The sequence below is a fragment of the Sporomusa sp. genome (assembly GCF_035561155.1).
GTDB lineage: Bacteria > Bacillota > Negativicutes > Sporomusales > Sporomusaceae > Sporomusa.
This window is the reverse complement of sequence record NZ_DATMYD010000071.1, coordinates 54767-70165: the sequence shown is the minus strand read 5'-3', so window position 1 is coordinate 70165 and position 15399 is coordinate 54767. Positions and strand designations below refer to the sequence as shown.

Genomic DNA, 15399 nt, shown 5'->3' with positions numbered 1-15399 from the left:
AAAATGCGGATTGCGGCGGTAAATTAACAGGAGGTGTATATTATGTCAGTTATTTCCATGAAGCAGCTTTTGGAAGCTGGTGTGCATTTCGGACATCAAACCAGAAGGTGGAATCCTAAAATGGCCCCGTACATATTTACGGAGCGTAATGGTATTTACATTATTGACTTACAGAAAACAGTTAAAAAGGTGGAGGAAGCGTATAATTTTGTACGCGACTTAGCTGCCCAAGGACAAACTATGTTGTTTGTAGGTACAAAAAAACAAGCTCAAGAAGCAGTAAAAGATGAAGCTATCAGATGTGACATGTTTTATGTTAATGAAAGATGGCTTGGTGGCATGCTGACTAATTTCCAGACTATTCAAAAGCGCATTAACAGATTGCGTGAACTTGAAGATATGGAAGCAAAAGGTATGTTTGAAGTGTTGCCTAAGAAAGAAGTTATTACTTTGCGCCATGAGATGGAACGGCTGCAAAAATTTCTTGGTGGCATTAAAAATATGCACAAACTTCCCGGGGCTCTCTTTATTATTGACCCCAGAAAAGAACGGATTGCTGTGGCTGAAGCTCGCAATTTAGGTATTCCTATCGTTGGTATTGTTGATACTAACTGTGATCCTGATGAAATTGATTATGTTATTCCTGGTAATGACGACGCTATCCGCGCTGTCAAGCTACTTACCGCAAAAGTTGCCGACGCTATCTTAGAAGGTCGCCAAGGCGAACAGATGGCAGAGTAAACTATTTTCTTCAGATTAAAGGTAAGGGGCTATGTGCCCTCTTACCTTTAATAATCGTTAGGAGGATTTGAAATGATAACAGCTGGAATGGTTAAAGAATTACGGGAACGTACTGGCGCTGGTATGATGGATTGCAAAAAAGCGCTGAGCGAAACTAACGGGGATATGGAAAAGGCTGTCGATTATTTGCGGGAAAAAGGATTGGCAGCTGCTGCAAAAAAAGCTAGCAGGGTAGCCTCTGAAGGGCTCGTTGAAGCTTACATACATGGAGCAGGACGCATTGGTGTTCTACTCGAAGTTAACTGTGAAACCGATTTTGTAGCAAAAACTGATGGTTTTAAAGAATTAGTACGGGATATAGCTATGCAAATAGCTGCTGCTAACCCTACTTATGTTGCTCGTCAAGAAGTACCTGAAGAAATACTAAATCATGAAAGAGAAATACTTCGGGCGCAGGCTCTTAACGAAGGTAAACCGGCTCATATTGTTGAAAAAATGATTGAAGGCCGCTTGGAGAAGTTCTATAAAGAAGCCTGCTTGTTGGAGCAACCCTTCATTAAAGATACGGATAAAACTATAACTCAGTTAATCACTGCTAGTGTGGCTAAAATTGGCGAGAATATCTCGGTTCGCCGCTTTACCAGATATCATCTAGGTGAGGGTATCGAGAAAAAAGCCAACGATTTTGCGGCTGAAGTAATGGCTGCTGTTAAGAAATAAGAGAACACTTCGTGTTCTCTTTTTTCTAAAGAAAACATGGCTTGCGCCGAGCCTTTGGCGAAAGCGGAAGCCGATGTTGCCCTTATCCAGAGAAATTATATTTTCTATCAGGATAAAAAAATATTGTGCCAAATAAAGGATTTATTCACTATTTGTAGAAATGTAATTTAAAGGAGGTCCCTCTATTGGTCGCTGGTAAATACAAACGCGTTGTCTTAAAATTGAGTGGTGAAGCCTTGGCTGGAAATAAAGGCTATGGTGTAGACCCTGTTGTTGTTGATTCTATCGCCAAAGAAATTAAAGAAGTTAAAGCAAATAATTTGGATGTAGCTATTGTTGTTGGCGGTGGGAATATTTGGCGCGGTCTTGCCGGTAGCGCTAAAGGAATGGATCGTGCTACTGCAGATTATATGGGTATGTTGGCCACTGTTATGAACGCGCTGGCTTTACAGGATGCACTTGAACATTGTGGTGTTGATTCTAGAGTACAAAGCGCCATTAATATGCAGCAGGTTGCTGAACCATATATCCGTCGCCGGGCTATACGCCATATGGAAAAGGGACGCGTAGTTATTTTTGCCGCCGGTACGGGAAACCCCTATTTTTCTACTGATACGACAGCTGCGCTAAGGGCAGCCGAAATTGAAGCAGATGTAATCTTAATGGCAAAAAAGAATGCTGACGGAGTTTATGATTCAGATCCCCGTCATAATCCAGATGCCAAGAAGTTTAAAGAACTTGAATATATTGAAGTGTTGCAGCGTGGCTTAGGAGTTATGGACTCGACTGCTACCTCACTTTGTATGGATAATAAAATTCCAATTGTAGTATTTAGTATCGATGAGCCTGGCAATATTTTAACAGCTGCGTTAGGCAAAGATATAGGAACTATCGTTGGGGGAGAAAAGAAATGACAGTCAAAGAAATTCATTCTGCCCATGAAGACAAAATGAAAAAAGCTTTAGAAGCTTTGCGGAAAGAATATGGCAGTTTACGTGCTGGAAGGGCAACTCCTTCTCTTTTAGAAAGGGTTATGGTTGACTATTACGGTACACCAACGCCGGTTAATCAGGTAGCAAATGTTTCAGTTCCCGAGCCTCGAATGATTATTATCCAACCATGGGAAAAAGCAATGCTTAACGCCATAGATAAGGCTATCCAAAAGTCAGATTTAGGTTTAATGCCTAATAGTGATGGCGTGGTTATCAGGCTGTCTATCCCGCAGCTTACTCAAGAACGCCGGGCAGAAATTGTCAAAGTCATACATAAAAAAGCTGAAGAATCTAGAGTAGCTATCCGTAATCTTCGGCGTGATGCTAATGACGCTATTAAGAAAACAGAAAAGGACAAAACGGTTTCTGAAGACGAAGCCAAAAAGGCTCAGGATGACATTCAGAAGCTAACAGACAAATATATTAAAGAAGTAGACCAAGTTATGGCTGCAAAAGAAAAAGAAATAATGGAAGTGTAACAGATTGGATACAGTTGCGCAGCCGTTATCTAAGGTTATCTGTAAATTGGAACAAGCAAATATTAAATATGCGGTTACAGTTACGCAACCTTCACGAAAGACGTTTCAAATGCAAGACGACCTTTTTGTTATTAGGCAGCAGTTAGATGATGATGGTATTTATAATTTGATAGTTGCTGCTAAAATGGGAAAGGAGGTGTTTTAAGTAATGGCCTACAAAATTACAGACGACTGTGTTGCATGCGGTTCTTGCGCTGCCACTTGTCCGGTTGAAGCCATCAAAGAAGGTGAGCCAATTTACACCATCACTGATGAATGTGTTGAGTGTGGCGCTTGCGCGGCAGTTTGCCCAACTGGTGCAATTAAAGCTCCGGAATAATTTAAATCCCCCTCGCAAGAGGGGGTTTAAATTTGATATTCGTTGGCTAACTTTACTAGATTTCGGGGATAATTTTGGTAATGATTACAGTTAAAGTTTAGCGGAGGGGCTTAGTGTGTGGAAGAAGTGGTTTAGTAAAAAAGATACTGAGGAACACAATAATTATAATAATATTGATTCTGAAAAAATCCCCCGGCACGTAGCTATAATTATGGATGGTAATGGTCGATGGGCCCAAAAAAAGGGATTTCCTCGTGCTTTTGGCCACCGGGCTGGCGCTGAAACCTTACGGGGGATTGTAAAAGCATCTTCAGAGATTGGTATACAGGTCCTTACTGCGTATGCGTTTTCTACTGAAAATTGGCGGCGGCCGGCCGATGAAGTAGATTTGCTTATGAGCCTGCTGGCCGATTATCTTGATAATGAGATTACCGAACTCCACCAGAATAACGTGCAGATTCGGTTTATCGGCAAGATTGATGAACTTGCCCCAACCTTACAGAAGAAAATTGAAAAAGCTCAGGCGCAGACTGCTCACAATACTGGCTTAATTTTAAATCTTGCCGTAAACTACGGTGGACGGGCTGAGCTCTTGCGTGCTGTTAAAATAATTGCTGAAAAAGTATTACATAAAGATCTGGAACTGCAAGCTATTGATGAGTCAATTATTGAGGAACACTTATATACTGCTAACCTGCCAGCGCCAGATTTATTAATCAGGCCAAGCGGAGATTTTCGTATTAGTAATTTTTTGTTATGGCAAATGGCGTACACTGAATTTTGGTTTACTGATATTAATTGGCCGGATTTTAAATCAGAGGACTTAGTGAGGGCTATATACGAGTTTCAGCAGCGGGAACGGCGGTTTGGCGGTATTAAAAATACGAAAAAACGGTAGGTGCCGACATTGCTTGGTATGCGTATTTTAACAGCAGTTATTGGAATACCAGTAGCTATATACATTATTAATTACGGAACATGGATATTTGCCGCTGCCGTAGCACTCCTGGCGCTCAGTGCATGGCATGAGTTTTCTAGAATGATGTGTGCCAAAGATATAAAGGTTCAATATAATATTGGATTTTTCGGCGTCATTTTAGTTTTAGGTTGTGCCTGGCTTGGTAACGCCCAGGAATTGATTATGGTAATGGTTCTGCTTGTTCTATTGACAATGGTGAAAACGGTACTGTCTCATAGGAAGTTTGGGGTTATAGAAGCAGCTGTTACCCTTCTAGGGACATTATATATAAGCTTGCCATTTGCTCATTTGATATTACTCCGGTTCACAGAACAACATCAATACATACCTACGGCATTAGGTAGTTTATCTACTGGTGCAGCCTATCTTTGGTTGGCCTTTGTCGGAACGTGGGCCAGTGATACGCTGGCTTACTTTGTAGGTTCAGTACTTGGACGCCATAAGTTATGTCCAGCAATCAGTCCGGGGAAAACCTATGAGGGAGCAGCAGGCGGATTAGTTGGCAGTATTGCCGGCGTAACTGCTATGGGGACATTATGTGGATTGCCAATTACGCATACTTTAATTTTAGGATTTCTGGTAGGTATTGCCGCCCCTTTGGGTGACCTTACGGAATCTGCCCTGAAACGCTTTACAGGTGTTAAGGATTCGGGAAATGTTCTACCGGGCCATGGAGGAGTGCTTGATCGTTTTGACGCCATTATGTTTGCCGTACCGGTAGTATATTATTATATCAGAGTTTTTATTATCACTTAGAATTTTAGACAGGAGATCCTTTTTATGCAACATGTCGCAGTTTTAGGAAGTACCGGATCAATTGGTACACAAGCATTAGATGTTATTGCCGCTAACCCGGATAAATACAAAGTAACTGCTTTGGCGGCTTACAAAAGTGACAAGTTACTGGCAGAGCAAATAGAGTATTTTAAACCTCAACTTGCGGTTTTGATTGATAAACAAGCGGCTGATCGTATGGCTAGCACATATCATGGGCCAACAAAAATTCTAACTGGTGAAGAAGGGCTGCTGGAAGCAGCTACTTTTACACAGACAGATACAGTTCTAACATCACTTGTAGGCTTTGCCGGGCTAAATCCTACTATTGCCGCAATAAAAGCTGGGAAAAATATTGCACTGGCAAATAAGGAAACCCTGGTAGCTGCCGGTGAATTTGTTATGTCTCTGGCTAAACAGCACAATGTTAGCGTTTACCCTGTCGATAGTGAACATAGTGCAGTTTTCCAATGTCTTCAAGGTGAAAACAAAAGGCAAATTGGCCGTATTATCTTAACAGCATCGGGTGGGCCATTCCGAGGACGCACCGCCGCTGAGCTGGAGAATGTGACTGTAGCTGACTGTCTACGCCACCCCAACTGGTCTATGGGGCGAAAGATCACTATTGATTCAGCTACATTAGCCAACAAAGGCTTGGAAGTCATCGAGGCAAGATGGTTATTTGGCGTAGAGTATGAGCAAATTGACGTTTGCGTTCATCCCCAGAGCATAATTCACTCTATGGTTGAATTTGTTGATGGTAGCGTTATAGCCCAAATGGGCATGCCTGATATGCGATTGCCAATCCATTACGCTTTGTCTTATCCTGAGCGGATGCCGTCGGGTTGTCCGCGTCTTGATTTTACTACCTTGTCAGCGCTGACGTTTGAGGTGCCTGACACCGTTAATTTTCCGGCACTAAAGTTAGCTTATGATGCAGGGAAAAGGGGCGGTACAATGCCCTGTGTTTTCAATGCGGCCAATGAAGTGGCAGTACACGCCTTTTTGAATGATGAAATCAGTTTTCTTGATATCCCCAAGGTAATAGGCTATACTATGGAAAGCCATATAAGCGTGCATAATATGGATCTGAAGCAGATATATATAGCAGATACGTGGGCTCGGCACTGTGCATTGCAGGTAGTGGCAGATTTCAGAAAGCGGTAACCATTATTTGAAAGGTTGGTGAAAATTTGTCTACAGTTATAGCGACTATCTTTGTTTTCGGCTTATTGATTTTATTTCACGAGCTTGGTCATTTTATTACAGCTAAAAGTGTCGGTATGAGGGTTGATGAGTTTGCTATCGGTTTTGGGCCTAAGCTGATTAGCCGGAAAGTCGGAGAAACAATCTACTCCATTCGTATTATACCTCTGGGGGGCTTTAATAAGATTGCCGGTATGGACCCTGATGAGGAGCAGGATGAACGATCGTTCAGCGCCAAGCCTATTTGGGCTAGGATGTTGGTCATCGTGGCTGGTTCAGCCATGAATTTTGTGTTGCCTATTATTTTGCTGTTCATAGTATTTATGAGCTCTGGTGTTGATACCCCTTCGAATCAGCCATTAATAGGCGCTATTTTCCCCGAGAAGCCGGCTGCGACAGCTGGTCTGCTGCCCGGTGACCGGATAACTGCGGTGAACGGGTCACCTATAGATTCTTGGCGTCAATTTGTTAGCGTTATTCAGGGCAATGCCGGATCTAAGCTTACTATAACTTATACACGGGGTTCTGAGAGTGGAAAAACTGCCATACTTACCCCTGAATATGATGAGAAAGGTAAACGGGGCATTATCGGTGTGACTCCACAAATTGATAAGTATCAGCCTGGAATGTTAGAATCGGCAGGTTTAGCTGCTAAACAAACCTACATCGTAGCTCAGAGCATGCTTATTGGTATTGGAGAAATGATTACCGGCAAGTCCGCAGCTGATGTCGCAGGGCCGATTGGTGTAGCGCAAATGGCAGGAGAAGTAGCTCAACTCGGCATAATTCCGCTGTTGCAATTTGCAGCATTTTTAAGCATTAATTTAGGCTTAATTAACCTTCTGCCAGTTCCTGTATTGGATGGTGGGCATGTTGTAACACTGGCTGTTGAAGGTCTTAGAGGCAAGCCCCTTGACAAGAATCAAATGCAGTTTATCCAAATGATTGGTTTTGCCTTGCTGATGCTTCTATTTGTAGTCGCAACTTTTAAAGATATATCACGATTAAAATTGTTTTAAGCTGGTGATGAAAGTATGCAACGTAAGAAAACATGTCCAATTCGAATTGGTAAAATCCTCATAGGTGGCACTGCTCCTATATCGGTACAGTCTATGACAAATACCCGTACTGAAAACGTTGCTGATACCGTAGCGCAAATTAAGCGGCTTATTGCTGCCGGCTGTGATATAGTACGGGTTGCAGTGCCTGATATGACGGCAGCACTCGCAATAGAGCAAATAAAAATGGCTGTTGATGTCCCACTTGTTGCCGATATTCACTTTGACCACCGGCTGGCCATTGCAGCTATCGAACGTGGCGTCGATGCTCTTCGCTTAAATCCGGGTAATATTGGAGATCCCGACCATGTAGCGGTAGTTGTGAGAGAAGCTAAAAAACGGCGCATCCCAATTCGTATTGGTGTTAATGCCGGGTCGCTCAGTAAAGAAATGATCGCAAAATATGGAGGGCGCCCCACTGCACAGGCAATGGTGGAGAGTGCTCTTAGTCATATACGTATTTTAGAGAACTATAACTTTTATGATATTAAAATATCATTGAAAGCTCATGATGTGCCACTTACTTTCAGAGCTTATCAGCTTATGTCAGAAGTTACAGACTATCCCTTGCATTTAGGGATAACAGAAGCAGGAACAGTGCGGTCTGGTGTAATTAAGTCGGCTGTGGGTATTGGGGCACTCTTGGCGCAGGGAATTGGTGATACTATACGGGTATCACTTACTGGCGACCCTGTAGAAGAGGTCCGGGTAGCTAATGAAATTCTCAAATCCTTGGGACTAAAGCAGTATGGTCCTACACTTGTATCTTGTCCCACATGTGGTCGCTGCCAGATAGACCTGGTGAATATTGCTGAAACAGTGGAAGACAAGCTTAAACTTGTGAGTAAGCCTATTACTGTAGCCGTAATGGGCTGTGTTGTAAACGGGCCAGGCGAAGCAAAAGAAGCTGATGTTGGCATTGCTGGTGGTAAAGGCGAAGGCCTATTGTTCAGTAAAGGTGAGATTATTCGAAAAGTACCAGAAGATGAACTTGTAAGTGCGTTGTTTGCTGAGATCGATAAACTTAATAAGGAGGCTAATTAATAAATGCGTGTTTCCCAACTATTTGCACCTACTTTAAGAGAAACTCCGGCGGAAGCCGAGGTAATAAGCCATCAACTGATGTTACGAGCGGGTTTTATTCGTAAAGCTGCAGGAGGTATCTACTCTTACTTACCGCTGGCTTGGCGAGTGCTAAAAAAAATCGAAATGATAGTACGGGAAGAGATGGATGCCAAAGGCGGCCAGGAACTAGCGATGCCTATTATTCAGCCAGCTGAAATGTGGCAGGAAACTGGTCGGTGGAGCGTATATGGCGATGAAATGTTCCGCCTGAAAGACCGACATAATCGTAACTTCTGTTTAGGCCCAACTCATGAAGAAATGATTACCACGCTTGTTCGCGGCGAGGTTCGGTCTTATCGTCAGCTGCCCCTAATGCTATATCAAATTCAGAATAAGTACCGGGATGAGATTAGGCCGAGGTTTGGTCTTATGCGCGGGCGGGAATTCATAATGAAAGATTTATATTCATTTGACCGCGATGAGGCTGGACTTGATCAGAGCTATAATAAGATGTATGATGCTTACTCCCGGATATTTACTCGCTGTGGATTGACATTCCGAGCAGTAGAGGCCGATTCCGGCGCTATTGGCGGCAGTGGTTCGCATGAATTCATGGTTCTTGCCGAATCAGGGGAAGCAGCAATTATTTACTGTGGTAGCTGTGATTATGCTGCTAATGTTGAGAAAGCAGAGCTGCATCCGATAAATAGTCAAGCTGAAGAAAACATGCCTTTGACTGAAAAAGATACACCAGGAACCAAGTCAATTATCGATATTAGCCAGTTCCTGGGTATCAACCCCGAAAAAACCATAAAATCCTTAGCTTATCGCACCGATACTGGTACCATTGTACTGGCTCTTGTTCGCGGAGATCATGAAGTTAACGAAATAAAACTGTTAAACAAGGTTGGCTGCTTACAGCTTGATATGGCCAATGAAGATGCTATATCAAGTGCATTGGAGAGTAGCGCAGGCTATATAGGACCAGTAGGTCTGGAAGACAAGAAAAATATCATTATTGTTGCCGATGCTACTGTTATGAATATGCACAATGCCGTGTGTGGTGCTAACAAACGCGATAAGCACTATATTAACGTTAATCCTGTCCGTGACTTCAAGCCTTCTATTGTTGCAGATATTCGCCTAATCCAGGAGAACGATCCTTGTCCGCGTTGCGGTGAGCCAGTTAAAACGGCTCGTGGGATTGAGGTTGGGCAGGTATTTAAGCTGTTTACTAAATATAGCACCTCGCTGCAAGCGACCTTTATTGGTGAAGATGGTAAAGAGAGGCCTATGGTTATGGGCTGTTACGGGGTGGGTGTCAGCCGTACAATGGCAGCTGCCGTTGAACAAAACTATGATCAGAACGGCATAATTTGGCCTGCACCGATCGCTCCCTATCATGCGGTAGTTATTCCTGTAAGTATCAAGGATGAAGCCCAGATGGCTTTAGCGGAAAAAGTATATAGTGAGTTACATGCTAAAGGCGTGGAAGCCTTACTTGATGACCGTAACGAGCGGCCTGGGGTTAAATTTAAAGACGCGGACCTTATCGGCTATCCTTTGAAAATTACTGTTGGTCCCAAAGCAATCAGTGAAAATCTAATCGAAGTTAAAGTGCGGCGTACAGGAGAGACACTTTATTTTGGCCCGGGGGATTATTTTGAGGGTATCAAGGAACTGCTCGCTAAACTGTAACTAGATGCAGCTAATTTACACTCTAAAGCGTGATGCCTGGCTATCACGCTTTTTAAATTATTAACACTGTCTCTACGCCATCTATAATACCTTAGAAGATGGGATTAGCGAAACATTCAGGAATTTAATACTGCTTATGCCAAGCCTTAGCGGAGACTGGGGTTTTCGTAGCAGTAGCTATCGGATACGTATAGAGAGGGTGACGATATGGTTCCTATCAGTGAAATGGACATTGTTTTACGACTAGGCATCTCGTGTATTCTTGGCGGTTTAATTGGACTTGAACGTGAAAGTCTAGAGCGTCCTGCTGGCTTGCGTACTCACATTTTAGTGTGTATTGGTTCAGCGTTAATGATGATCGTATCTATTTATGGTTTTGTCGGGTATGAATCTGTAAACAAAGATCCTGGTCGAATCGCTGCGCAAGTTGTTAGTGGGATCGGTTTTTTGGGCGCCGGGACGATCCTTAGGGAAGGGCTGACTGTTAGAGGGCTTACTACTGCAGCTAGTTTATGGGTAGTAGCGGGTATCGGCTTAGCCATCGGCTGCGGGCAATTTTTTGTTGGTATTGCAGGAACTGCGCTAGTATTTTTAACTTTGGTGTTATTTGGTCAACTGGAACGGCGCCACTGGAGCAATAAATACTGTGACAGAGTTAAGATTGTGATACGTGATCAGCCAGGTCAGCTTGGAAAGGTAGGTATCTTTTTTGGAAAACATGGTATCGGCATAAAAAATATAACCATGCACCATGTTCCAGAGCAAAAAGTGATAAACCTTGAGTTTGTCCTAAAAATCCCGTCAAATGCCGATATGATACAGATATTCGCTGAACTGACCGAAATTGACGGGGTGCTTTCTATTGATAAACCGTGTTAAAATGAAGGTGACCTGTTAGTGATAGGAGAGGTTTAATGCCTAGTTACTGTGTTATACCGGAAAATTGCCAGAGCTTTTTGCTGTTTGTTGATCAATTACCTGTTGATTCTGCCAACCGGGAATTATTAAAGACCTCGCAGGTAAATAAAGTCGAGATCAATCCTGTCATTGGGGCATGGACAATACATATAACTGTTGCCAAGCGTGTTTCAGCGCAGATTTTAGAAATTGCAGCCGAGCATCTATGCCAGAAATGTGGTTTAAGCAAGGTTGCTTTTAATCAACAGGTTAAGGATCTGCAGCAGTATTTAACGCAAAACTGGCCTCAGTTTGTTGGTCAAATTGTTCAGGGACATCATGCTATAAAGCATTTATTGTTGAATGCTTCTTGGGTTTATGATGAAGAAACATTAACAATTGAAACTATAGGCGGTCTGTCAATCGCCATCCTGACAGACCGAGGTATGGAACAGTCAATAAAATCGTTTATTATGCGGGAGTTCGGACGAAATTGTGAAGTCAAGTTTACCAACTCCGTTTCAGAATTGCCAGTAGTTGAGTGTGATGACGCATTTCTTACACCAGAGTATAAGGAAGCGCTTATTGAAGCAACTGCACCCCAGGCTAAATCTAAGTCTGTTGATAGTCCGATTATATTTGGCCGCAATATCAGAGGTGCTGCCGATTCTGTGCAGCCAATCAGTGCTATTCAAGAGGAAGCACGCAATGTTATACTTACCGGTCAAATCATCAACCACGAACTAAAAGAATTAAGGTCAGGCCGATTTTTACTTACATTTGATCTTGTTGATTTGACTGATGGTATTAGCGGCAAAGTGTTTTTTGATAATCAGGAACAGTATAACAAGACGGCTGGAGCCATTAAAAACGGCATGCACGTTACTGTTAAAGGAATGGTCCAGTATGATAAATTCGCGAATGAATTGGTGTTATTTGCTGACAGTATGTGTAGGGTGGAAAAAACAGAACGTCAGGATAATGCGCCTGTCCGCAGGGTTGAACTACATGCCCATACTCGTATGAGCGCACTGGACGCGGTTGTTTCTGCAAAGAACTTAATTAAGACTGCTGCTAGATGGGGGCATCCGGCAGTTGCGATCACCGACCACGGGGTGGTGCAAGCATTTCCAGAAGCATATGAGGAAGCAAGCAGTGCTGGCATTAAAGTGATTTATGGTATGGAAGGCTATCTGTTTGATGAGGATATTAACCAATCCCGACATATTATAATTTTAGCGCAAAATAACATTGGTTTGCGTAATTTATATCGTCTGGTATCGATATCTCATCTCCGGTACTTGCATCGTAAACCACGCATACCTCGGAAAATACTCGACGGGCATCGTGAAGGTTTACTATTAGGTTCGGCCTGCGAAGCCGGCGAGTTGATCCATGCGATGATAAATGGGAGCAGTGAAGAAGAATTAATAAATATTGCTAAGTATTACGACTATCTTGAGATTCAACCCACCAGCAACAATGAATTCTTATTGCGCAAAGGAAAAGTGGCTGATGAACAAGGCCTGCGCGATATTAATATAAGGGTTTGCGATATTGGACAAAAATTAGGTAAACCAGTTGTTGCCACCTGTGATGTGCACTTTTTAAATCCAGAAGATGAAATATACCGTCGTATCCTTATGGCTGGTCAGGGATATGATGATGCTGATCAGCAGCCGCCGCTCTTTTTCCGGACAACTGATGAAATGCTGTCTGAGTTTAGTTATCTTGGGCCTGACAAAGCCTATGAAGTTGTAATAGAAACTCCACGACACATCAATGACCTTATTGAAAACATTAAGCCTATCCCTGAAGAATTATATTCGCCCCAAATTCCCGGCGCAGAAGAAGAAGTAAAGGATATGTCTTATAAAAATGCAGAATTACTATACGGAACGCCATTGCCTGAGCTTGTGTCCGACCGTCTTAAATATGAGCTTGATTCCATCATTAACAACGGGTTTGCAGTACTATATCTTATTGCCCATAAGCTTGTTAAAAAATCAATGGATGATGGCTACCTAGTTGGTTCAAGGGGGTCAGTAGGTTCCTCTTTTGTCGCCACAATGACAGGTATAACTGAAGTTAATCCGCTACCACCGCATTGGCGCTGCCCTAATTGTAAATATAGTGAGTTTATAAATGATGGTAGTTACGGAGGCGGCTTTGATTTGCCTGACAGAGAATGCCCTAAATGTCGGACACAAATGGAGAAAAATGGACATGATATTCCGTTTGCCGTGTTTATGGGGTTCCATGGTGACAAGGTTCCTGATATTGATCTTAACTTTTCCGGCGATTATCAGCCTGTAGCTCATAAATATACTGAGGAACTGTTTGGACGTGATAATGTATTTAGAGCAGGGACAATTGCGACAATTGCTGAAAAGACAGCCTACGGGTTTGTCAAGAACTACTTAAGTGAAAAAGGCTCTGCCTCCCGTAATGCTCATATAAACAGGTTGCTTGGTGGCTGCACGGGTGTAAAACGAACCACTGGACAACACCCTGGTGGCATCATGGTTATACCGCGCGATATGGATGTGCATCATTTTACGCCTATCCAATATCCGGCAGACGACAAAAATTCTTCTACGATTACTACTCATTTTGATTATCACTCAATTAGCAGTCGTTTAGTTAAGCTTGATATTCTGGGTCATGATGACCCGACAGTAATTAAGATGCTTGAAGACTTAACTGGTATAGATGCAAAGACTATTCCCTTTGATGATGCTATAACTATGAGCTTATTTTCATCGACTGATGCTTTGGAACTTACTCCTGACGAACTTAATAGCACGGTTGCCACCTTCGGTATACCAGAATTTGGCACCAAGTTTGTAAGGCAAATGCTTGAAGATACTAAGCCCAAGACATTTAGTGAACTGGTACGGATAAGTGGTTTTTCCCATGGCACTGACGTCTGGCTAAATAATGCTCAGGATCTTATTAGAAATGGTACTGCTAAACTGTCTGAAGCCATCTCTGCTCGGGATGATATTATGGTCTATCTTATACATAAAGGCGTTGACCCACAGGTAGCGTTCAAAGTAATGGAAGGTGTGCGCAAAGGTAAAGGTGTGAAACCAGATGATGTCGAGAAGCTGCGAGCTAAAGACGTACCTGAGTGGTATGTTGAATCTTGCCAGAAGATTAAATATATGTTTCCTAAGGCTCACGCAGTAGCCTATGTAATGATGGCTTTTCGCATCGCTTATTGTAAAGTACATCATCCACTAGCCTTTTACGCCGCTTATTTTACCGTTAGAGCTACAGATTTTGATGCTGACTTGATTGTTAAAGGAGAGAAGGCACTTAAGGCTGAACTCGTAAATCTGGAGGAAAAGGGAAATACGCTTTCGGTTAAAGAGAAAAGCATCCAGACAATCCTGGAAATGGCACACGAAATGTACTTGCGCGGGTTCGTATTACATCATGTAGATTTATATAAATCGGATGCTACAAAATTTCAAATTGTTAATAATGGTCTCTTGCCGCCGCTTGGTTCTCTTCAGGGAGTAGGCGTATCGGCTGCTCATAACATTGTAGCAGCCCGTCAAAGCAAACCATTCTCGTCCATTGAAGATGTGCGTTCGCGTAGCAGGGTTTCTAAAACAGTTATTGATATTTTAAAGAGTCACGGCTGCCTAGCAGGGCTGGATGATACGGATCAAATTATGCTTTTTGCATGACTTCAATAATTTGACTAAAGTTGGTTGTAAGATTACCATTTTAATGGTATAATAATTGCAGTATAAAAGTATTTGACTTTTTCAAGAGTGGGTACCGAGCACCCACTCTTTCATCTTATTTTAGGCGCTAATAGTTCTTACCATAATTAGGTATGAGGGGTAAGATATCAGGTAACAATAAAAACTAAGAGACAGTTACGGCGCTTAAAGCCGTTAATCGGAGGTGTTGATAAAACATGTCGAAAGAAAAAATAGAAGCAGTTGTTGAAAAGCTTGTATCAGATATCATCGCAGAAAGTGATCTCGAATTGGTCGATGTCGAATACGTTAAAGAACGCGACTGGTATCTTAGAGTATTTTTAGACAAAGAGTCAGGGATTGAGATTGATGATTGCCAGTGGGTAAGTGAGCGTCTTGAAGCCAAATTGGATGAAACTGATTTAATTAAAGACCATTATTATCTCGAAGTTTCTTCACCTGGTCTTGATCGCCCGCTAAAAAAAGAACGCGACTTTATTCGCCACGCTGGTGATAAAGTGGAAATAAAGACATATGAGCCGATCAATGGTCAAAAGTTACTTATAGGAAAACTAATTGGTTTGGCTGATGGCGATGTTCGTGTTGAGGTTGACGGGCAGGCTGTGAACGTTCCTCAAGAAAAGGCTGCACAAATCAGGCTTCACATTGAATTTTAAGCAGTGAAAATTGAATAG

The 15399-nt window shown here is 42.5% G+C and carries 15 protein-coding genes; all 15 read left to right on the top strand.

Annotation, left to right across the window (positions count from 1 at the left end; all coding sequences use genetic code 11):
• Window positions 1-42 precede the first annotated feature (42 nt).
• The 15 genes from rpsB (at window position 43) to rimP (ending at window position 15381) form a co-directional block, all read left to right on the top strand.
• The gene (rpsB, locus tag VN447_RS08430) at window positions 43-741 is read left to right on the top strand and encodes a 30S ribosomal protein S2 (RefSeq protein ID WP_325524652.1); all 699 of its coding nucleotides are present in this window, start codon (window positions 43-45) and stop codon (window positions 739-741) included.
• A 72-nt stretch (window positions 742-813) separates the two neighbouring features.
• Window positions 814-1461: a translation elongation factor Ts gene (gene tsf, locus VN447_RS08425; protein ID WP_325524651.1), complete on the top strand. Its 648-nt coding sequence runs from the start codon at window positions 814-816 to the stop codon at window positions 1459-1461.
• Window positions 1462-1646: 185 nt separating this feature from the next.
• Window positions 1647-2375 (top strand): UMP kinase, encoded by a 729-nt coding sequence (gene pyrH, locus VN447_RS08420; protein WP_325524649.1) that lies wholly within the window; start codon window positions 1647-1649, stop codon window positions 2373-2375.
• Complete coding sequence (frr, locus tag VN447_RS08415; protein ID WP_325524648.1) at window positions 2372-2932, top strand: ribosome recycling factor; 561 nt, start codon at window positions 2372-2374, stop codon at window positions 2930-2932. The genes pyrH and frr overlap by 4 nt, the downstream gene beginning before the upstream one ends.
• A gap of 4 nt (window positions 2933-2936) precedes the next feature.
• Entirely contained in the window at window positions 2937-3137 is a 201-nt protein-coding gene (locus VN447_RS08410; RefSeq protein WP_325524646.1) for a hypothetical protein, read from the top strand.
• 3 nt (window positions 3138-3140) lie between these two features.
• Window positions 3141-3311 carry a DUF362 domain-containing protein gene (locus tag VN447_RS08405; RefSeq protein WP_084575394.1) on the top strand — a complete coding sequence of 57 codons (171 nt, stop codon included), beginning with the start codon at window positions 3141-3143 and terminating at the stop codon, window positions 3309-3311.
• Window positions 3312-3426: 115 nt separating this feature from the next.
• On the top strand, window positions 3427-4209 hold the full coding sequence (locus tag VN447_RS08400) for an isoprenyl transferase (protein WP_325524644.1): 783 nt from the start codon (window positions 3427-3429) through the stop codon (window positions 4207-4209).
• 18 nt (window positions 4210-4227) lie between these two features.
• Window positions 4228-5046 carry a phosphatidate cytidylyltransferase gene (locus VN447_RS08395; protein WP_325524643.1) on the top strand — a complete coding sequence of 273 codons (819 nt, stop codon included), beginning with the start codon at window positions 4228-4230 and terminating at the stop codon, window positions 5044-5046.
• 24 nt (window positions 5047-5070) lie between these two features.
• The gene (locus tag VN447_RS08390) at window positions 5071-6231 is read left to right on the top strand and encodes a 1-deoxy-D-xylulose-5-phosphate reductoisomerase (protein ID WP_325524641.1); all 1161 of its coding nucleotides are present in this window, start codon (window positions 5071-5073) and stop codon (window positions 6229-6231) included.
• A 26-nt stretch (window positions 6232-6257) separates the two neighbouring features.
• Window positions 6258-7289, top strand: a complete 1032-nt coding sequence (gene rseP / locus VN447_RS08385) for an RIP metalloprotease RseP (protein ID WP_325524640.1) — start codon at window positions 6258-6260, stop codon at window positions 7287-7289.
• A gap of 15 nt (window positions 7290-7304) precedes the next feature.
• The gene (gene ispG / locus VN447_RS08380; protein ID WP_325524638.1) at window positions 7305-8372 is read left to right on the top strand and encodes a flavodoxin-dependent (E)-4-hydroxy-3-methylbut-2-enyl-diphosphate synthase; all 1068 of its coding nucleotides are present in this window, start codon (window positions 7305-7307) and stop codon (window positions 8370-8372) included.
• Between the two features lie 3 nt (window positions 8373-8375).
• Window positions 8376-10091: a proline--tRNA ligase gene (locus VN447_RS08375; RefSeq protein WP_325524637.1), complete on the top strand. Its 1716-nt coding sequence runs from the start codon at window positions 8376-8378 to the stop codon at window positions 10089-10091.
• Between the two features lie 207 nt (window positions 10092-10298).
• The gene (locus VN447_RS08370; RefSeq protein WP_325524635.1) at window positions 10299-10970 is read left to right on the top strand and encodes an MgtC/SapB family protein; all 672 of its coding nucleotides are present in this window, start codon (window positions 10299-10301) and stop codon (window positions 10968-10970) included.
• A gap of 35 nt (window positions 10971-11005) precedes the next feature.
• On the top strand, window positions 11006-14686 hold the full coding sequence (locus VN447_RS08365; RefSeq protein WP_325524634.1) for a PolC-type DNA polymerase III: 3681 nt from the start codon (window positions 11006-11008) through the stop codon (window positions 14684-14686).
• Window positions 14687-14922: 236 nt separating this feature from the next.
• Entirely contained in the window at window positions 14923-15381 is a 459-nt protein-coding gene (gene rimP, locus VN447_RS08360) for a ribosome maturation factor RimP (protein WP_325524632.1), read from the top strand.
• Window positions 15382-15399 lie beyond the last annotated feature (18 nt).